General features: G+C 65.3%; 17 protein-coding genes. 6 read left to right on the plus strand and 11 right to left on the minus strand.

Going from position 1 to position 18603, the window contains the following annotated elements:
* Position 1: 1 nt before the first annotated feature.
* Positions 2–1198 (minus strand): NADH:ubiquinone reductase (Na(+)-transporting) subunit B, encoded by a 1197-nt coding sequence (locus ACP15K_RS02600; protein ID WP_193142192.1) that lies wholly within the window; start codon positions 1196–1198, stop codon positions 2–4.
* A gap of 2 nt (positions 1199–1200) precedes the next feature.
* On the minus strand, positions 1201–2550 hold the full coding sequence (locus ACP15K_RS02605) for a Na(+)-translocating NADH-quinone reductase subunit A (RefSeq protein WP_424989725.1): 1350 nt from the start codon (positions 2548–2550) through the stop codon (positions 1201–1203).
* A gap of 302 nt (positions 2551–2852) precedes the next feature.
* Between ACP15K_RS02605 and ACP15K_RS02610 the strand changes: the two genes are divergently transcribed.
* Both ACP15K_RS02610 and nqrM read left to right on the plus strand, forming a co-directional pair.
* Entirely contained in the window at positions 2853–3872 is a 1020-nt protein-coding gene (locus tag ACP15K_RS02610; protein WP_424989726.1) for an FAD:protein FMN transferase, read from the plus strand.
* Positions 3873–3893: 21 nt separating this feature from the next.
* The gene (gene nqrM / locus ACP15K_RS02615) at positions 3894–4157 is read left to right on the plus strand and encodes a (Na+)-NQR maturation NqrM (RefSeq protein ID WP_193142195.1); all 264 of its coding nucleotides are present in this window, start codon (positions 3894–3896) and stop codon (positions 4155–4157) included.
* Positions 4158–4183: 26 nt separating this feature from the next.
* On the opposite strand, the gene ACP15K_RS02620 is transcribed toward nqrM, so the two are convergent.
* The 4 genes from ACP15K_RS02620 to ACP15K_RS02635 form a co-directional block, all read right to left on the minus strand.
* Positions 4184–4381 carry a hypothetical protein gene (locus tag ACP15K_RS02620; protein WP_193142339.1) on the minus strand — a complete coding sequence of 66 codons (198 nt, stop codon included), beginning with the start codon at positions 4379–4381 and terminating at the stop codon, positions 4184–4186.
* A gap of 10 nt (positions 4382–4391) precedes the next feature.
* On the minus strand, positions 4392–4925 hold the full coding sequence (locus ACP15K_RS02625; RefSeq protein ID WP_193142196.1) for a CBS domain-containing protein: 534 nt from the start codon (positions 4923–4925) through the stop codon (positions 4392–4394).
* A 112-nt stretch (positions 4926–5037) separates the two neighbouring features.
* On the minus strand, positions 5038–6156 hold the full coding sequence (locus ACP15K_RS02630) for an acetoin utilization protein AcuC (RefSeq protein WP_226925889.1): 1119 nt from the start codon (positions 6154–6156) through the stop codon (positions 5038–5040).
* A complete protein-coding gene (locus ACP15K_RS02635) occupies positions 6146–6664 on the minus strand; it encodes a glutathione peroxidase (RefSeq protein WP_193142197.1) in 519 nt (172 codons plus the stop codon). Before ACP15K_RS02635 ends, ACP15K_RS02630 begins: the two co-directional genes overlap by 11 nt.
* A 146-nt stretch (positions 6665–6810) precedes the next feature.
* On the opposite strand from ACP15K_RS02635, the gene ACP15K_RS02640 reads away from it, so the two are divergent.
* From ACP15K_RS02640 to ptsP, 4 genes are all read left to right on the plus strand, one after another.
* Positions 6811–7287 (plus strand): NUDIX hydrolase, encoded by a 477-nt coding sequence (locus tag ACP15K_RS02640; protein WP_193142198.1) that lies wholly within the window; start codon positions 6811–6813, stop codon positions 7285–7287.
* Positions 7288–7339: 52 nt separating this feature from the next.
* Positions 7340–7810, plus strand: a complete 471-nt coding sequence (locus tag ACP15K_RS02645; protein WP_424989727.1) for a DUF1178 family protein — start codon at positions 7340–7342, stop codon at positions 7808–7810.
* Between the two features lie 101 nt (positions 7811–7911).
* Positions 7912–9153 carry an aspartate kinase gene (locus ACP15K_RS02650; RefSeq protein WP_193142200.1) on the plus strand — a complete coding sequence of 414 codons (1242 nt, stop codon included), beginning with the start codon at positions 7912–7914 and terminating at the stop codon, positions 9151–9153.
* A gap of 9 nt (positions 9154–9162) precedes the next feature.
* On the plus strand, positions 9163–11403 hold the full coding sequence (gene ptsP / locus ACP15K_RS02655; protein WP_193142201.1) for a phosphoenolpyruvate--protein phosphotransferase: 2241 nt from the start codon (positions 9163–9165) through the stop codon (positions 11401–11403).
* 7 nt (positions 11404–11410) lie between these two features.
* Here ptsP and ACP15K_RS02660 read toward each other — a convergent pair whose 3' ends face one another.
* The 5 genes from ACP15K_RS02660 to ACP15K_RS02680 all read right to left on the minus strand — a co-directional run bounded on the left by ACP15K_RS02660 (position 11411) and on the right by ACP15K_RS02680 (position 18541).
* Complete coding sequence (locus ACP15K_RS02660; protein WP_193142202.1) at positions 11411–11917, minus strand: GNAT family N-acetyltransferase; 507 nt, start codon at positions 11915–11917, stop codon at positions 11411–11413.
* A gap of 63 nt (positions 11918–11980) precedes the next feature.
* Positions 11981–12568 (minus strand): DUF924 family protein, encoded by a 588-nt coding sequence (locus ACP15K_RS02665; RefSeq protein ID WP_193142203.1) that lies wholly within the window; start codon positions 12566–12568, stop codon positions 11981–11983.
* A gap of 52 nt (positions 12569–12620) precedes the next feature.
* Positions 12621–13961 (minus strand): MFS transporter, encoded by a 1341-nt coding sequence (locus tag ACP15K_RS02670; protein ID WP_193142204.1) that lies wholly within the window; start codon positions 13959–13961, stop codon positions 12621–12623.
* A 206-nt stretch (positions 13962–14167) separates the two neighbouring features.
* Entirely contained in the window at positions 14168–15229 is a 1062-nt protein-coding gene (gene queA, locus ACP15K_RS02675) for a tRNA preQ1(34) S-adenosylmethionine ribosyltransferase-isomerase QueA (RefSeq protein WP_424989728.1), read from the minus strand.
* Between the two features lie 21 nt (positions 15230–15250).
* A complete protein-coding gene (locus ACP15K_RS02680; protein ID WP_424989729.1) occupies positions 15251–18541 on the minus strand; it encodes an AsmA-like C-terminal region-containing protein in 3291 nt (1096 codons plus the stop codon).
* Positions 18542–18603: the final 62 nt, after the last annotated feature.

Below are 18603 nucleotides of genomic sequence, written 5' to 3' on the forward strand. Positions count from 1 at the left end.
GTCAGACATGGCGTTTGGCCCTTCTTGCGATATTCGCCCGAACAACGAAGTGATCGATGAGCGGCGCGAAGATGTTGGCGAACAGGATGGCAAGCATCATGCCTTCCGGGAAGGCCGGATTGACCACACGGATCATCACGACCATGAAGCCGATCAGCGCGCCATAGATGTAGCGGCCCACATTGGTGTGGCTGGCCGAGACCGGTTCGGTCACCATGAAGGCCAGACCGAAGGCATAGCCGCCCAGCACCAGATGCCAGTACCACGGCATCGCGAACATCGGGTTGCTGTCCGATCCGATCAGGTTCAGCAACAACGAAAAGGCGATCATGCCGCCCAGACAGCCGACGATCAGCCGCCAGTTGGCTATCCGCGTGGCCAGCAGGAAGGCCAGTCCCAGCATCGCCGCCAGGGTCGAGGTTTCGCCCAGGCTGCCCTGGATCGTGCCGATGAAGGCGTCCATCCAGGTGATGCCGTGGCCGACCAGCGCCTGGTAGCCTTCCGAGGCCGAGACCGCCAGCGCCGTGGCGCCCGAGAAGCCGTCCACCGGGGTCCAGACCGAGTCGCCCGACATTTGCGCCGGATAGGCGAAATACAGGAAGGCGCGTCCGACCAGCGCGGGGTTCAGGAAGTTCTTGCCGGTGCCGCCAAAGACTTCCTTGCCGATCACCACCCCGAAGGAAATGCCAAGTGCCACCTGCCACAGCGGCGCAGAGGCCGGCAGAATCAGCGTGTAAAGCATTGAGGTGACGAGGAAACCTTCATTCACTTCGTGCCGGCGCACGGTGGCGAACAGAATCTCCCAGAAGCCGCCCACCGCCAGTGTGACGATATAGATTGGCAGGAAATACATCAGCCCGTGAGCGAAATTCGCCAGCGGGTTTGCCGGGTTATAGCCGAAGATCCCGGCGATGGCAGCGCGCCAGCCGCTGGGTTCCAGCCCCGATGCGATGGCCGCGTTGGCCTGATAGCCGGTGTTCCACAGGCCGACCAGGATGCAGGGGATCGTGGCGATGACCACATAGGTCATGATCCGCTTCATATCCACGAAGCTGCGCGCGTGCGGCGCGGCGGTGGTAACGGTCTTGGGGGTGAAGGCGAAGCTCTCGATCGCCTCGAACACCGGGTAGTAGCGTTCGTATTTGCCGCCCTTCTCGAAAAGCGGCTCGATCCGGTCGAAGAATGCGCGGACGCCCATGCTCAGCCCTCCTTCTCGATCTTGACCAGGCTGTCGCGCAGCGCGAGCCCGTATTCATATTTGGCCGGGCAGGCAAAGGAGCACAGCGCGAGGTCTTCCTCGTCCAGCTCCAGCGCGCCCAGCTGCTGGGCGGTGTCGGTGTCCATGACCAGAAGCGCGCGCAACAGTTGCGTCGGCAGGAAGTCCTGCGGCATCAGCGTCTCGAAGGTGCCGGTGGGCACCATGGCGCGGCGGCCACCGTTCATGTTCGAGGTCAGGTCGAACAGCTTGCCCGCCCCTGCCAGCGCCGACGCCAGCACCGGCTGAACCGCGTATTTGCTGGGTTGCGGCGTGATCCAGCCCAGCACCATCTTCCTGGTGTCCTCGGTGATCAGCGTCACCTGGCGGGCATAGCGGCCAAGAAAGGCAAACGCCCCCTCGCCCAGCCGTCCGGTCAGGATCGATCCGGAAATAACCCGCACGGGTTCATCGCCTGCGATCTCGCCGTCGATCAGTTCGGCCAGCGACGCCCCCATGGCGGTGCGCAGCAGACGCGGCGCCTTGGCGCGCGGTCCGGCCAGCGAAATCACCCGCTCGGGGTTCAGAAAGCCGGTGGCGAACAACCGCCCGATGGCGATCACATCCTGATAGCCGATGCTCCAGACCACGCGGTCAGTGCTGGGCGGCATCAGGAAATGCATGTGGGTTCCGGCCAGCCCAGCCGGATGAGGCCCCGAAAACTCATGAGTCTCCACCCCGGCCACACCGCCGGACAGATCCTCGCCCGGATCCTGGCACAGATAGGTCGGACCTTCGGTCAGCCGGGTCAGCGCCACCAGTCCGCGCTGGAAATCCTCTGCCGCATCGTTCAGCACCAGTCGGGCGTCGGGCGCCAACGGTTCGCTGTCCATCGCGGTCACGAAGATCGCCGCGGGCACGGCATCGGCGGCGGGGATCCTGGAATAGGGCCGCGTGCGCAACGAGGTCCACAGGCCCGAGGCCTGAAGCTTGCCCGCAACCGCGTCGCGGTCCAGCGTGGCCGGATCGGCCGCCCCGAAGTCTATCCCGGTGTCCTCGGCGTCCGAGACGTCGATCACCACGCTTTGCAGCACCCGGCGCGCGCCGCGATTGATGGCGCGCACGCGGCCACTCATCGGCGCGGTAAACACCACATCGGGGCTGTCCTTGTGGCAGTACAGCGGAGTTCCACGGGAAACCTCGTCGCCCTCGGCCACCAGCATCTTGGGCTTCAGGCCAATGGTGTCATCCCCGATGACGGCAACAGCCGTCGGGGGCGAGGCAAGGTCGATACGAGGCTCGGGCGCGCCCTCGATGGGCAGGTCGAGACCTTTCTTCAGCACATGATGAGGCATTTTCGGCGGGCTGAACCTATTGCTACGTCGTTATTGTATACTCGGGCATACCTTTGCGGCAAACCTGTCGAGGCGTGTATTTGGCGAAACATCCGACCGCAAGGGCGGGTCCATGCTTCAAGTTGCCATACTTTCAGACTCATTTGGATTTGAACATGCGACGTTGGCGACCAAAGCCGTATGAATTCCCTCCGGCCGGACGCAGACACCGGTCTCCTGTCTCGGATCGGGACATTTCAACCGCTTGACTTGCAAGGGGTCTGGTGACACATCGCGGCAAAACCCCAATGCGGAGCTCTCCCATGCGCCCGGCCCTGCTTCTTGCCGTCGCCACCCTGCCGCTGGCTGGCTGTCTGTTCGACGACACCCCCGAGACCCTGAAGATCAGCGGCAAGACCATGGGCACGACCTATAACCTCACGGTCGTGGATGCGCCGGACGGCACCACCAAGGATGATCTGGTCGATCGCGTCGAGACGGTTCTGGCCGATGTGAACGGCAAGATGTCGAACTGGGATCCCAACTCGGAAGTCAGCCTGTTCAACGCGGCGCTGTCGACCGAAGCGGTCACGGTCTCGGCCCCCTTCGCGCAGGTGCTGAGTGCGGCCAACGACATTCATCAGCTCAGCGGTGGCAAATTTGACGTCACCCTCGCGCCGCTGATCGACCTGTGGGGGTTCGGTGCCAAGAAACCCGGCGATCCGATCCCTTCGGACGCCGAGATCGCCCAGGCCCTGCAATCGGTCGGCCAGTCCACCTTGCTGGAGCTTGACGGCACCACCCTGCGCAAGTTGCAGCCCGAGGTGTCGGTCAACCTGTCCGCCATCGCCAAGGGATACGGGGTCGATCAGATCGCGGCCGCCCTGCGCGCCGAGGGCATCGACCGCTATCTTGTCGAAATCGGCGGCGACCTGGCCACCGGCGGGTTGAATGCCGAGGACTCGCCCTGGTCGATCGGCATCGAGCGTCCCGACACCGCCAGCCGCACCGTGGAAGAGATCGTGCTGATCTCGGACAAGGGGCTGGCCACCTCGGGCGACTATCGCAACTACTTCGAACAGGATGGCGTGCGCTATTCGCACATCATTGATCCGACCACCGGCAAGCCGGTCATTCATCAGACCGCCTCGATCACCGTGATCGCCGACACGGCGATGATGGCCGATGCCTGGGCCACCGCCCTTCTGGTGGTCGGCAGCGAGACCGCGTTCGACATTGCCGAGCAGGCCGGAGTCGCCGTCCTTGCCATCGACCGCAACAATGACCAGTTTGTAACCCGGACCAGCCCCGCCTTCGACGCCCTTGTTGGCACGAAGGACTGACCCAAACCGGAGACACGCCCCATGGCCACTTTCGCATTCGCCTTCCTGCTGCTGCTTGCCGTCGTGGTTGCCATGTCGCTGGGGGTCATGCTGATGGGCAAGACCATCAAGGGCAGTTGCGGCGGGCTGAACGCCATCGCCGGCACCGACAAATGCGTCGTCTGTTCGCAGCCCATCGACCCCGACAGCCCGATCCGCGACAAGCTGGAATGCAAGCGCACCTGCAAGAAGGCCGAGGCCATGCGCGCCGAGATCGAGGCCGGGATCGACGACCCCAAGGCCTGAAACCGGGTCAGGCACCGGATCGGACGTTAGGGGCCGACACCACGCATCGGAAGAAAGGCCAGCGCCGAAAACGCCAGCAGCGCAGGCAATGCGAACAGCCAAGCCCGAAGAACCCAGCCGTCTGCCTGCAGCTTCCAGTTCGAACGGAAGGCCTGGCCCGACAGGGCCATGACCACCACCAGACCCACCGCCAGCATCGGGGACAGGGTCAGATCCTGAAACATGGCGCGGGCCTCAGCCCACGATCATCTGCTTCAGGCGCAGGGCTTCGTACTCCAGCTCGCTCAGGCGCTTGCGCACCACGTCGCGGATCGAGATCAGCCCGACCATCTTGCCGTCGCCATCGACCACCGGCATGTGCCGGAAGTTGCCGTCTGTCATGGTGCGCAGCACCGACAGCAGCACTTCGTCGGGCTTGCAGGTGATCGGATCGGCAGTCATCACGTCCTTGACGGTCCCACCCAGCCAGTCGGTGCTGTCCATGTCGAGCGTGGCGATGATATCGCGCTCCGACAGGATGCCGCGCAGGTCGTTGCTTTCGCCGACCACGGCCACGGCACCGATTCGATTGTCCTTCAGCACGCCCAGGGCCTTGGCCACGGTATCGCCCGGCGATACGGCAAAGACGTCACCGCCCTTTTCGGCCAGGATATCCGCCACGGTGGCGTGATTGTCGGGCCGTCCCAGGTTCGATGCCTGGTTCTGGGTATAGGTCCGCACGCGTTTCATGTCGCTGGCACGCGGCCCCTGATAGGATGTTGGGCTCATATGGAAATTCCTCCGGTCCTCCGAGGGGCGGCCGTCGGGCGCCCCATCACCTGCCCCGATGGTAGGCACAGCGCCCGGTGGCTCGCAAGTCTTGTTGCGCCGTGGGATCGTGTCACACCATCGTGGTTGAATATGTCGCTGCCAACTGCAGGATTTCGGGGCGGATCGGTCCGTTTCGCGGCGCATCGACAAGGGTGGTCCGCCAATGCGGCGCAACCTTGCGGCTGGCGCGCAGGCCGGTCCAGCGCAGGGCCGACAGGATGCGCTCGGCTGCGTCAGGCAAGCGGTCCGGCATCTGGTGCCCCATCAACCGTCCCCAGACCCGCGTCCACAGCCGCCCCACCGACCAAGGATTGTAGCCGCCGCCGCCCAGAACCATCAGGCGCGGGCTGAGCGGACGCAACCCGTCAAGAATTGCCAGATGGGCGTTGTTGGACAGGGCCAGCCGCGACATCGGATCTTCCAGCAGCGCATCGGCGCCGCATTGCAACACGATGGCATCGGGCCGGAAGTCCGCCACCCGGCGCAGGATCACTGCATCGCGCAGGAAAGCGCATTCGCTGTCGTTGAACCCCGCCGGCACCGGCAGGTTCACCACATTGCCCAGCCCGCGGTCGAACACACCACCGGTGCGCGGCCAGCGCCCGGCCTCGTGCACCGAGACCACCAGAACCGAAGGATCGGCGCGAAACCCGTGTTCGACCCCATCGCAGTGATGCGCGTCGATGTCCACATAGGCCACCCGCGCCGCGCCTTGCCGCTTGAGCGCGAGAATCGCCAGAACCGGATCGTTGAGAAAGCAGAACCCGTTGGCGCGATCCGGAAACCCGTGATGGGTGCCGCCGCCGGGACAATGCACCACCCCGCCCTGCGCCAGCAAAGCGGCGGCCAGCATCACGCCCCCGGCCGAGGTGGCGGGACGGCGGAACATCTCGGGATAGATGGGGTTGGCGGTGGTGCCCAGATGGTGCCGGGCGCGATCGGCCCCGGACACCTGCTGGGTGGCTTCGGCCCTTTGCAGCGCCGCGATATACTCTGGCGTGTGCCACCAGGTCAGCACTTCGGGCTTGGCGCGGGGGCTGGTCCGGTACTGGCCTGTGGGCAGCCAGCCCAGGGCGCGGCACAAATCCATCACTTGCGGCACGCGCGGCACCGCCAGCGGATGCCAACGCCCGTAAGAGGAGCCGCGATAGACCTCGGACCCGATGAAAACCGGCGGGTCAGTCGGCAATCATGGCCTCGATCCGCCCGGTGATGGCCTGCGACTGCGGCGTGATGCGCGATCCGAATGTGGCCGCGACCGAACCGTCCGGGGCCAGCAGGATCTTGTTGAAATTCCAGTTGGGTGCAAAGCCCGCCGTCTCGGCCACCCATTTGTAGAACGGATGCGCAGCTTGGCCCCGCACATGGGTGATGTCGGTCATGGGCAGATCCAGATCATAGTTGATCTCGCAGAACTCCTTGACCTCTTCGGCGCCGTCCAGTTCCTGCCGGAAATCGTCCGACGGCACCGCCAGAACCACAAGCCCGGCCTCGCGGTACTGATCGTACAGCGCCTGCAGCCCGGAATACTGTGGCGTGAATCCACACAAGGACGCAGTATTGACCACCAGAACCGGTTGCCCGGCCCAGTCGTCCAGATCCAGCGTGCCGCCTTCGATGGCATTGAATTCGAAGGCACTTGCCGCGGTGACCAGCCCAAGGCTGGCGCAGAAGGTCAGTGCAATGCGCGATATCATGCCGATGTCTCCTCTTTCCCCAGACCTATTTCGGCATCCCCGGCAATCAAGTGCGATGCGGGTTGCCGCAAAGGCATGGACAGGGACGGCCCGACGCCCCATATTCCGAAGACTCTGAAACACCCTGAAAGGCCTGTCCACCCGCCATGTCCATCCAGAAGTTCCCCCAGGTTCCCTTGACGCTGGGCGCGGTGCGCAAGGGGGATGTCCGATCCCAGTTCGGCGCGCTGTGCTATCGCATGGATGGCAGCAAGCCCGAGGTTCTCCTGGTCACCAGCCGTGGCACCGGACGCTGGATCGTGCCGAAAGGATGGCCGATGCCGGGGCAGACCCCGGCCGGCACCGCCGCAGTCGAAGCCTATGAGGAAGCCGGGGTCGAGGGCGATGCCCACCCCCAGTGTCTGGGAATCTACTCCTATACCAAGGTGATGGACGACACCGACGACCTGCCTTGCGTGGTGTCGCTTTTTGCCATCAAGGTCAAACGCCTGCTGCAGAAATATCCCGAAAGCGATCAGCGAAAGCGCAAGTGGTTCTCGCCCAAACGCGCCGCCGCCCTGGTCGACGAGGACGAGTTGCGCCAGATCATTCGCAGGTTTGACCCGAAGGTTCTGACTCGCTAATCTGGGACGCTTGTAGACAGTCAGACGTTGCCAGTCCGGAGGGAGGCCCCTCATGATTTCCTATGCGTTGAAATGCTCGTGCGGGCACCGGTTTGACAGCTGGTTCCAGTCCGGGGCGGCCTTCGACAGGCTGAAGGGTGCCGGCATGGTCACCTGCCCGTCTTGCGGCGGCAGCGATGTGGGCAAGGAACTGATGGCGCCGCGCGTGCGCCCCGCCCGCCACAAGGCCGTGACCCCCGACACGGGCGCGCCCGTGGTTCCCGAGACCCCCACCGCACCGGCCCTGTCGGCACCCGCCAACAGCGAAGTGGCCGAGGCCATCGACAAGCTGCGCCGTGCGGTCGAGGCCAATACCGAGGACGTCGGCAAGAAATTCGCCACCGAGGCCCGGCGGATCCACGAAGGCACCTCGCCGGAGCGCGCCATTCGTGGCCAGGCCACGGCCAAGGATGCCAAATCGCTGATCGATGACGGCATCCCGGTTCTGCCCTTGCCCTTCTCGGATCCCAAAAAGACCAATTGACCCCGCCAATTGCGACCAACCGCGCCCGGCCTGCCCTTGCGGCGGCGGACAGGCTTGCTTAAGAGACGGCGGACCATGGACCCGAGGCAGAAGGGGACACAATGCCGATCCTCGTAATGAAATTCGGCGGCACGTCGGTTGCGGACCTGGACCGCATTCGCAACGCCGCTGAAAAGGTCCGCGCCGAAGTCGAGCGCGGCTATGACGTCATCGTGATCGTTTCCGCGATGTCGGGAAAGACCAACGAGCTTGTCGGCTATGTGGAAGGCACCTCGCCGCTGTTCGACGCCCGCGAATACGACGCGGTGGTCAGTTCGGGCGAGAATGTGACCGCCGGGTTGATGTCCCTGACCCTGCAGGAAATGGGCATCCCGGCCCGCAGCTGGCAGGGCTGGCAGGTGCCGGTAAAGACCACCTCGGCCCATTCCGCCGCGCGGATCGAGGATATCCCGCGCGATCACATCGACCAGAAGTTTGCCGAAGGCATGCGCGTGGCCGTGGTTGCGGGCTTTCAGGGCATCAGCGACGAAGGCCGGATCACCACGCTCGGCCGGGGCGGCTCGGACACCACGGCGGTGGCCTTTGCCGCGGCCTTTGCCGCCGAGCGCTGCGATATCTATACCGATGTGAACGGCGTCTATACCACTGACCCGCGCATCACCAGCAAAGCGCGCAAGCTGGACAAGATCGCGCTTGAGGAAATGCTGGAACTGGCGTCACTGGGGGCCAAGGTCCTGCAAACCCGCTCGGTCGAACTGGCCATGCGCTACAAGGTGCGCCTGCGGGTGCTGTCATCTTTCGAACAGAACACGGAAACGTCCGGCACGCTGGTGTGCGACGAGGAGGAAATCATGGAAAGCAAAGTCGTCTCGGGTGTCGCCCATTCGCGTGACGAAGCCAAGATGACCCTGGTCTCGGTCGCTGACCGTCCGGGCATCGCCGCCGCCATTTTCGGCCCGCTGTCGGAATCCGGCGTCAACGTGGACATGATCGTGCAGAACATCAGCGACGATGGCCGCACCGACATGACGTTCTCTTGCCCCGTGGATCAGGTCCTGCGCGCCGAACGCGCCATGACCGAAGCCAAGGAACGCGGCGAGATCAACTTTCACGAGCTGATCGCCGATACCGAGGTGTGCAAGGTCTCGGTTGTGGGCATCGGCATGCGTAGCCATGCGGGCGTCGCCGCCCAGATGTTCAAGGCGTTGCGCGATGAAAATATCAACATCAAGGTGATCACCACCTCTGAAATCAAGATTTCCGTGCTGATTGACCGGAAATATATGGAACTTGCGGTGCAGGCTCTCCATGATGCCTTCGACTTGCAGGGCAACGACTCCTGATCGGAGACCATGGTTCAGACATCAGAATCCGAAAGCCGGAAACTGCTGGGAAGGCTACGCGAGACGCTGGCCTCCCACGGTGGAGAACAGGAACGTCTGAACCGGGTCACGCATCTGATCGCGGATTCGATGCGGACCGAAGTATGCTCGGTCTACCTGTTCCGCGACAATGACACGCTGGAACTGTGCGCCACCGAAGGTCTGAAGGCCGACGCGGTGCACAAGACACGGATGCGGCTGGGCGAAGGTCTGGTGGGCAAGGTCGCGGCCACGTCCAACCCGATCAACACCGCCAATGCGCCACAAGCGCCGGGGTTCCGCTTCATGCCGGAAACCGGGGAAGAGGTCTACAGCTCGTTCCTGGGCGTGCCGATCCAGCGGCTGGGCCAGCGCGTTGGCGTGCTGGTGGTGCAGTCGAAAGAAGCCCGCAGTTTCTCCGACGACGAGGTCTACGCGCTGGAAGTCGTGGCCATGGTTCTGGCCGAGATGACCGAACTGGGCGCGATCCTTGGCGACAGCGACAGCCTGACACCGCTGCACAAGCGCGCCCAGGTCTTTCGCGGCGTGGTCGGGCAAGAGGGCAGCGCCGAAGGCCATGTCTTCCTGCACGATCCCCGCGTCGTGGTCACCAATCCCATCGGGGACGATCCCGAGGTCGAGGCCAAGCGGTTGCGCGATGCCATCGAAACCCTGCGCGTGTCGGTCGACGACATGCTGGCCACCGCCAAGACCGGCGGCGGGGAACATCTGGAAGTTCTGGAAGCCTACCGGATGTTTGCCAATTCCAAGGGCTGGCTGCGCCGCATGGACGAGGACATCGCGCGCGGCCTGTCCGCCGAGGCTGCCGTGGAAAAGGAACAATCCACTGCGCAGGCCCGGATGCGCTCGGTCCCCGATGCCTATCTGCGCGAACGGCTGCATGATCTGGACGACCTGTCCAACCGCCTTCTGCGCATCCTGACCGGCCAGGGCCGCGACACGGGTGCCGCGCGCCCCGAAGATGCCATTCTGGTGGCCCGCAACATCGGCCCCGGCGAACTGCTGGAATACGGCCGCACCCTGAAGGGCATCGTGCTGGAAGAAGGCTCGGTCGGTAGCCATGCCGCCGTGATCGCCCGCGCCTGGGCGGTGCCGCTGGTCATCAATGCCGACCGCATCACCACCGAGGCCCTGAACGGCGATCAGATCCTCGTGGACGGCGATCAGGGGGTGGTGCACCTGCGCCCCGACGATTCGGTAAAAACCGCCTTTCGCGACAAGCTGGCGATGCAGGCCAAGGCGCAAGAGCGCTATTCCTCGATCCGCGACTGCAAGGCCGAGACCAAATGCGGCGCGGTGGTGCGACTGGACATGAACGCGGGCCTGATGGCCGATCTGCCCAGCCTTCGCGATTCCGGGGCCGAGGGCGTCGGCCTGTTCCGTACCGAGTTGCAGTTCCTGATCCGCTCGAAGGTGCCGCGTCGGGGCGATCTTGCCGCCCTGTATTCGCGCGTGATGGATGCCGCCGACGGCCGGCGCGTGGCCTTCCGGACCCTCGACATCGGGTCCGACAAGGTGCTGCCCTACATGAAGCCCACCGAAGAGCCAAACCCCGCCCTGGGCTGGCGAGCGATCCGGGTGGGGCTGGACAAGAAGGGCGTCATGCGGATGCAGCTTCAGGCGCTGATCCGCGCCGCGAAAGGCCGCCCGCTGACGGTGATGTTTCCCTTCATCGCCCAGTTTTCGGAATTCCGCGAAGCCCGGCAGATCCTGCTGGACGAGATGGAAAAAGAGGACCGCCTGGGTCACACCCTGCCCGAGAAGCTGGAAATCGGCGCGATGCTGGAAACCCCCAGCCTTGCCTTCGCGCCGCGCCAGTTCTTCGCCATGGCCGATTTCATCTCGATCGGCGGCAACGATCTGAAACAGTTCTTCTTTGCAGCGGACCGCGAGAACGAACGGGTGCGCCGCCGCTATGACACGCTGAATGTCAGCTTCCTCAGCTTCATCGAGCAGATCGTGAACCGCTGCCGCGACACCGGCACGCCGGTGTCCTTCTGCGGCGAGGATGCGGGCCGCCCTGTCGAAGCGCTGTGCTTTGCCGCCATGGGCCTGCGGGCGCTGTCCATGCGGCCGGCCTCGGTCGGGCCGGTGAAGCACCTTCTGCTGCAATCGGACCTGCACGAGGTCCGGCGGGTGATCGAAATGGCCCGCGCCCAGGGCGAGCAATCGGTGCGTCCGGCGGTGACCGAATACCTCAGCAAAACCTGACGCCGGTCTAGCCTGCTGGATAGATCGCTTCGGGCGCGCGTTCTACCTTGCCCGAAATGCCCTCCCAGGCACCGTCCAGCAAGGGCAGACCCAGCACCCGTTCGGGGTTGGTCGGCGGGGGCATCTCGACGCCCGCCAACCGTGCGAAGCCGAACCGGCGGTAATAGTCGTGGTCGCCGACCAGCAGCACCCGGCTCCAGCCCTGCGCGGCGGCGGCGGCATTGCCGTCGCGGATCAGAACGCCGCCCAACCCCTCGCCCTGTCGGGTCGGGTGCACGGCCACCGGGCCCAGAAGCACCGCGTAGTGGGTGCCGATACGGACCGGCCAGAAGCGAATTGCACCGGCCAGAATGCCGTCGCCATCGCGGGCCAGCAGCGACAGCCCTGGCACCGGCGGCACGCCATCGCGCAGCCGGTAGGACGACAGCGCCTCGCGCGCGGGCGCGAAGCACAGGTCATACAGGGCCTCGACCTCCCACCAGTCGCCCGGCGTTTCGCTGTTGAGTTGATACACGGCACCCTGCCCCCGATTCAGGTGCAGGCCAGCAAATGGCCTGCCACCAAATGTGCGGGGTGATTACGCGCTGGCTTTCAGAGAGTCCACGACAGACCCATAGCCGCCCGATTTCAGGAAACTCTGCTCGACCAAGGTCGAGGCGCGGCCCAGATCGGTGTTGCGATGCGGGAAACGTCCGAAGCGGCGGATGACCTCGCGGTGCGCGCGGGCATGCACAAGATTTTCGGCGGCATCCGGCATCCGCGTGTTGAACAGGCGCACGGCGCGGTCCTGATCCACAAGGCATTCGGAATGGCACAGCGGCAGGTAGAAGAACTGCCGCGCCGCACCGTCGATCTTCAGATCCCAGTTCTTCTCGATGGCGCATTTGGCACGCGCGCGGGCCAGTTCGTCGGTGGCAAACGCACGCCCGTCGTTGCGGAACATGTTGCGCGGGAACTGGTCGGTGAGGATCAGGAACGCCAGCGTGCTGCGCGGCGTCGGGGTCCAGCCCGGCCAGCCGTGTTTGCGCACCTCGGTCCACATGCTTTCCCATCGTTTCCGGATTTCCGCGTCAAGATCATCGCTTTGACGGTACCAGCCTTCGGGGCTGGTCTCTTCGGTCCAGAACCGCAGAATTTCCTCTGCCGGGGCTGCCTCGCGTGTCATGGTCGTTTTCCCAGTTTGTGTGACATCAGCGTTACAAGTGAATCCGGTTTGGTCAAGATTTTACCGGATTGAGGGTTACTTCGTGGTCTTCAAGGGGTTCGGGAAGCTCTTCGGGTTCTTCCTCGCCTTCCGGAGCGACGTCAAAGACCGACGGCTCATCATCGGACTGTTCGACGTAGTAGTCCTGCGCGGCACTCATCGCGACGGCCGAGGATCCAAGCCCCACCGCCACATAGGTGCCGGAATCGTCGGGGGCGGGCGCCGGACGGCGGAATGTCCGGTAGACGCCATAGATCATCAGGGTCGTCATCAGCGCCCCGATAAAGACATAGAACCCCTTGGGGCCGATGCCTTCCATGATCCAGCCAGTCAGCAGCGGGCCGCCGATGGCACCGCAGCCATTCAGGAACATCAGTCGGCCCGAGGCGGCGGCCATATCCTCGACATGCAGGTGATCGTTGGCATAGGCCAGCACAATCCCGTAAAGCGGGTTGGCGGTGCCGCCGATCAGGAACGCCGCCGCGAGCAGCACTTCGTAACTGCCGCCGACAAAACCCACCACACTGGCCAGCGCGCCGATCCCGGCCATGATCACGATCAGCTTGCGCCGATCCATCCGGTCCGACAGGTAGCCCACGGGGAATTGCAAGAACAGCCCGCCCAGATAGATCACCGCCACATAGATCGAGATCTGCGCAATGCTCAGCCCGGCCTGTCCGCCATAGACCGAGGCCATGCCGAAGATCGCCGAGAACACGCCGCCCAGCAGGGTGACGCCCACGCAGCTCAGCGGGGCACGCTTGAAGATCTCGCGGATGCCCATGGGTTTGGTTTGGTCATGGGGCGGTGTCGGCGAGGCCGACAGCAGGATCGGCGCAAAGGCGATCGAGACCAGCACCGACGGGATGACGAACAGCACAAAACCGCCCGGATCCGCCAGCGTCAGCAGGCCCTGCGCCGTCACGATACCCACCATCTGCACAACAAGGTACAGCGACAGGGTCATGCCCCGGTTTTCGTTGGTGGCGGCATTGTTCAGCCAGCTTTCGGCGGTCACATAGACGCCCGAGAAACAGAAGCCCATGACCACCCGCAGCAGGATCCAGACCGCCGGAATCGTCACCGAGGGGAACAGGATCAGGATTGCCGAGATCAACGAGGCCAACGCCGCAAAGACCCGCACATGGCCGACGCGCCGGATCAGATCCGGGGCATAGCGCGACCCGCCCAGGAACCCCAGGAAGTAGGCCGACATGATCAGCGACATCTCGAAGGTCGAAAACTCTTCCAGCGCGCCGCGAATACCCAGCAGCGTGCCCTGGATGCCGTTGCCCACCATCAGAAGCATCATGCCCAGCAGAAGGGCCCAGGTGCGGGAAAGCGTTTCGATCATGGTTCAACTCGGCAAGGGCGACTCGGAAGCCGCGTGTGCCCGCTCCCTAACGCGTTAAAATCCGCGCGGTCATGTCGAAAACGTCAGGATGCCCGGATCGTGACCGGCATGTCACAAAGCGTGATCCAATGGCGACGTTCCGGCATGGTTTCCCGACCTTGCCCGTCCCGGCTCGGCGGGTTCCTGCTGACCGGCCCTGCGCCGGGTCAGTCCGGGTCCGGGATCAGGAGCGACGCGTCACCATAGCTGAAGAACCTGTACCCCTTGTCGATGGCATGGGCATAGACCTGCCGCATCCGCGCGGTGCCCATGAAGGCCGAGACCAGCAGCATCAGGGTCGATTTGGGCAGGTGGAAATTGGTCATCAAAGCATCGGCGGCATGAAAGCGGAAGCCGGGATAGATGAAGATGTCGGTGGGGGCCGCCCAGGGGCGCACCGTGCCGGTCTCGCGCGCCGCGGTTTCGATCAGGCGCAGGGCTGTGGTGCCCACGGGCACGATGCGCCCGCCCGCAGCCTGCGTCGCGGCGATCTCCTCGGCGGCCTGATCGCTGACTTCGCCCCATTCGGCATGCATCTTGTGCTGGCGGGGATCTTCGACTTTCACCGGCAGAAATGTCCCGGCCCCCACATGCAGCGTCACATGGCTGAACGCGACGCCATGGGCCGCCAGTGCGGCCAGCAGGGGCGGATCGAAATGCAGCGAGGCCGTGGGCGCCGCCACGGCCCCGATGCGGCGGGCAAACACCGTCTGATAGTCCTCTTTGTCCTGCGCATCCGCCGGGCGCTTGGCGGCGATGTAGGGCGGCAGGGGCATCGCGCCCGAGGCTTCCAGCGCCGCTTGCAGGGCAGCACCGGTCTGGTTGACCGCAAGCCGCGCAGTGCCGTCCTCCAGCCGTCCCAGAAAGCGCGCCGAGAAGCCATCGGCAAAGACGATCTCTTCGCCCTCGGCCAGCTTGCGCAACGGTTTGACCAGCGCCGTCCAGGTGCCATCGGTCTGCGGCTCCAGCAGCGTGACCTCGATCTTGGCGGTGCCGCTGCCCGAGTCCGTCTGGCGATGCCGCAGGCCGAACAGGCGCGCGGGCAGAACCTTGGTGTCGTTCAGGATCAGCCGGTCGCCGGGACGCAGGAAGTGCGGCAGGTCGCGCACGATGGTATCCGTCTCTCCGCGCGCATCCGCCACCAGCAGGCGCGCGGCACTGCGTGGGCGCACCGGGCGGGTGGCGATACGGTCTTCGGGCAGGTCGAAATCGAAGTCATCCAGATGCACGCGGGGCACCTCTTGCTGGGGTTATTGCGCGACCTTCGGCGGGGAACCCCGGAAGATCTCGCGAAGGATGCCCGGCGCTAGCATCGACAGGGGATTGGCCGCAACCTTTGGCGCGTCGAAAGTGCCCCTGACGGTGAAGGTCATGCCGAACAGCCCCTCGCCGCGCCGGGTCATGAAACGACCCGCCTGATTCAGGAAGTAGACCGGCGAGACCACCCCCTGCAGCGCCAGCCGCTTGCCGGCCAGATCGACGATACCCTCGAAGGACATGCCCAGCGATGGCCCCACGGCACTGCCTGCGGCGATCTCGACCCGCCCCGGTGCCAGCCGGAAGTCTGACCGGATGTCGGTAAAGCTGATGCCCGAGCCCGACATCTGCTCGAAGGCGCCGATGACGCTGAGCGCCGAGACGATGCGCATGACCGGCGAAGTGTCATGCAGGGCGGTGTTCCTGACCCGCAGCCGCCCGGTATAGGTGCCGCGCGCGCCCGTCGGCATCAGCCGCAAGTCCAGCGAGCCGCCCCGGAAGCCCTTTTCGATCTGCGCCGTGCCGAACACCTTGCCGCTGTCATTGGAATTTATCTGGATCTGGGTGCCCTTGGCGGCGGCCGACAGTTTCACCGTCACCGGCACACGCCCGTTCAGGCTGCCGGTCAGCGTGCCGTGGGCGCGGCCGGTCAGCTTGCCGCGCGCATTGCGCAGCACCAACGTGTCGGTGACATGGATCGCATCCAGCGACAAATCCAGCCCCGACAGGGTCGCGCCACCGCCGCCGCCGCCCTGCGGCCTGCGGCGCAGATCCACCTGGCCCGAGGTCAGCGTCACCCGCATCCCGCCCGAACCATTGGACGGCGTCAGGCGGCCCGCGGCGTCCAGCCAGTTGCCCAGCTTGAGCTGGCGCAGGGTGACCGTGCCGACCCCGCCCCCGGCGCGCAGCGGTGCGCGCGCCTCCAGCGTCAGGCTGGGCATGCGCAGGCGGATCGTCTCCAGCACGCCCTCGGGGCCCAGATACCCAGCCAGTGTCAGCGTGCCGGCCTGGGAGGCGGACTTGCGCACCCCCAACGCCGGGATCGAGACTGCCAGCCCCTTCAGATCGCCGTCCAGTGCCAGCTGCGGCGGCGCCCCTTCCGGCAGATCGACGCGCGCATAGATCTTGCCCGCGCCGCGTGCAGTGTTGCGGGGCAGTTTCAGGCCGAAGGTGTCCGCAAGATCCGCCGTCAGCGCGCCTTCGGCCACCACCTGTGCCGCCGCGCGGGTGCCGTCGGGCTGGCGGAACGGACGGGTGAACCCGATGGTCAGCGGGCTGCCTTCGATGGTCATCGGCCCCGAGATGGTCAGCGCCTTTGGCGTGGCGTTCAGCACCAGCCGATCCGATGCCAGGGCCCGGCCGCCGATCAGCACATCGGTGGCAAACCCGCGCACGGTGCCATCCACCGCAAGGCGGACATCGGGCATCTTCAACCCGCGCTTCAGCGGCAGTGACAGGTCGATGCCGACCCGCACCGCGCCCCACGCATCCCCGGCCTTCAGCAGCGGGGCGGCTGTCGGCGGCGGGTGGTTGGGATTGCGAAAGCCCGGCGAACTCATCAGCGACAAGGCCCCGGTCACATCGGTGTCCGCCTGAAAGCTGGCCGACAGGATCCGGGCACGGGAATAAAGCGGCGTGATGACGATCCGGCCACCCGACAGGGCGACCGGCGTGCCATCCTCGGGCGTGACCGTGCCACCATCGACCCAGACCTCGAACTGGTCGCCCGCGATCTCGCCATGACCCGAGGCGTCTGTGATCAGCGGCATCCGCGGCGTCGGCGTCATCTGCCCATTGTCGAAGGAAAAGGTCAGGGCCACATCGGGCCGCCCGGTGCCATCAAAGCGCAGCGCCGCGTGTACGTCATGCACATGGCCGGACTTGAGGTTCAGATCGACCCATTTGCGCCCGCCCTTGGCAATCGTCAGCGGCCAAAGCTCCAGCAGCGACCGGGGCTGCAATTCCGGCACCGCCAGGTTCAGGGCAATCTTCTGATCCGGCCCGGCCAGCCCCGAAACCAGACCGTCGCCGGCGATCAACAGATCCGCCATCTGGATCGACAAGTCGGACAGCCGCAAGGCATCGTCGTTGCGCGCATAGGCCAGGGTCGCCCAGACCCCGTCAAAGCGGCGCGGCGTGTCGAACAGATCCGGCAGATCCACGGCGAGCGCGTCCAAAGCCACCTGCGCGCCGAACCTTGGACCGCCCTTGGGGCCATCGCCGATGCGGTAGAGATCGGCCCGCCCGGTCAGGCTGACGGCGGGCGAGGACAGGTCCAGGTCCGAAACCTCCAGATGCGCGGTGTCCGGGCTCAACGCCAGCCGCGCCCGCAGCCAGTTCAGCGGCAGCCCTTCGGCGCGGCCTGGCATCATCCAGCGCCCCTCGCCCACGGTCAGCTCGCCGATCGCGGCGCGCATCCCGCCCTGCCCGTCGGTGCCGCCGCTGAGGGTCAGGGACACCGGCGCATCGAACCGCGCCAGGGCCTCGGACAGCGGTGTCTGCCCGGCCAGACCGGCCAGTTGCGCTGGCACGATCCCGCGCAGCAACAATCGCGCCTCCAGCCCGGCGGCGGCACTTTGGCTGCTCACCTGCGCCAACGCGCCGCCATCGGTTTCGCCGACCCGGCCAAGATCCAGATCCAGCGCCAGCCCGGTGCCGTCGCGGGTCAGGCGCAAATAGCCGTCGCGGCTTTCCAGAACTTCGGCGCGCAGGGCATCGGCGAAGGTGAAGCCGACCTCTTCGACCCCCAGCGACTGCAATCCGGTAAACACCGGCAGATCGAGAAGGCGCCGCACCTCCGCCAGCATCGCATCGGGATTGAGGGCGCCGGTGACCACTTCGCGGTTGCCCAGCGACAGGCTGAGAACGCCGTCCTGATCGCGTGACAGGGCGACGGCCAGCCCACTGGCCCGCACCGCCTTGATCCGCGCCCGCCCCTGCAAAAGATCGTCCCGGCTGAGCACCATTTCCAACTGGTCCAGCGACAGGGCATCGGTGTCGTCCGCGCCGCGAAACACCACGCCCGTGGCCACCACCACCGGCACGAATCCCTCGCGCAGGTCCAGCGCGATGCTGTCGATATGCGCGTCCAGATCCAGCGCGGCGGATTCGGTGCTGAGATGATCCGCCACCATTCCGGCCAGCCAGTGCGGCGCGGGAACCGAGCCATTCCGCGCGCCCCACAACAGCACCGCCAGAACGACAACCACGATCAGCGCCAGACGCCACGTCCACCGCATCGCCCAGTGCAGAACCGTTCCAAGCCATCGCAACAGAAGTTTCATCGCCGCTACCCTAGCTTGTCGCCAAATCGGTACCAAGCAGGCTCTGCCGCTGGACATTGCCG

The organism is Fluviibacterium sp. S390 (assembly GCF_049800695.1).
Taxonomy (GTDB): domain Bacteria; phylum Pseudomonadota; class Alphaproteobacteria; order Rhodobacterales; family Rhodobacteraceae; genus Meridianimarinicoccus.

Bases quoted from the DNA above. Each gene is read 5' to 3' on its own strand.
- ACP15K_RS02600 (WP_193142192.1), bottom strand. From the start codon at position 1,198: ATGGGCGTCCGCGCATTCTTCGACCGGATCGAGCCGCTTTTCGAGAAG.
- ACP15K_RS02605 (WP_424989725.1), bottom strand. From the start codon at position 2,550: ATGCCTCATCATGTGCTGAAGAAAGGTCTCGACCTGCCCATCGAGGGC.
- ACP15K_RS02610 (WP_424989726.1), top strand. From the start codon at position 2,853: ATGCGCCCGGCCCTGCTTCTTGCCGTCGCCACCCTGCCGCTGGCTGGC.
- nqrM (WP_193142195.1), top strand. From the start codon at position 3,894: ATGGCCACTTTCGCATTCGCCTTCCTGCTGCTGCTTGCCGTCGTGGTT.
- ACP15K_RS02620 (WP_193142339.1), bottom strand. From the start codon at position 4,381: ATGTTTCAGGATCTGACCCTGTCCCCGATGCTGGCGGTGGGTCTGGTG.
- ACP15K_RS02625 (WP_193142196.1), bottom strand. From the start codon at position 4,925: ATGAGCCCAACATCCTATCAGGGGCCGCGTGCCAGCGACATGAAACGC.
- ACP15K_RS02635 (WP_193142197.1), bottom strand. From the start codon at position 6,664: ATGATATCGCGCATTGCACTGACCTTCTGCGCCAGCCTTGGGCTGGTC.
- ACP15K_RS02640 (WP_193142198.1), top strand. From the start codon at position 6,811: ATGTCCATCCAGAAGTTCCCCCAGGTTCCCTTGACGCTGGGCGCGGTG.
- ACP15K_RS02645 (WP_424989727.1), top strand. From the start codon at position 7,340: ATGATTTCCTATGCGTTGAAATGCTCGTGCGGGCACCGGTTTGACAGC.
- ACP15K_RS02650 (WP_193142200.1), top strand. From the start codon at position 7,912: ATGCCGATCCTCGTAATGAAATTCGGCGGCACGTCGGTTGCGGACCTG.
- ptsP (WP_193142201.1), top strand. From the start codon at position 9,163: ATGGTTCAGACATCAGAATCCGAAAGCCGGAAACTGCTGGGAAGGCTA.
- ACP15K_RS02665 (WP_193142203.1), bottom strand. From the start codon at position 12,568: ATGACACGCGAGGCAGCCCCGGCAGAGGAAATTCTGCGGTTCTGGACC.
- ACP15K_RS02670 (WP_193142204.1), bottom strand. From the start codon at position 13,961: ATGATCGAAACGCTTTCCCGCACCTGGGCCCTTCTGCTGGGCATGATG.
- ACP15K_RS02680 (WP_424989729.1), bottom strand. From the start codon at position 18,541: ATGAAACTTCTGTTGCGATGGCTTGGAACGGTTCTGCACTGGGCGATG.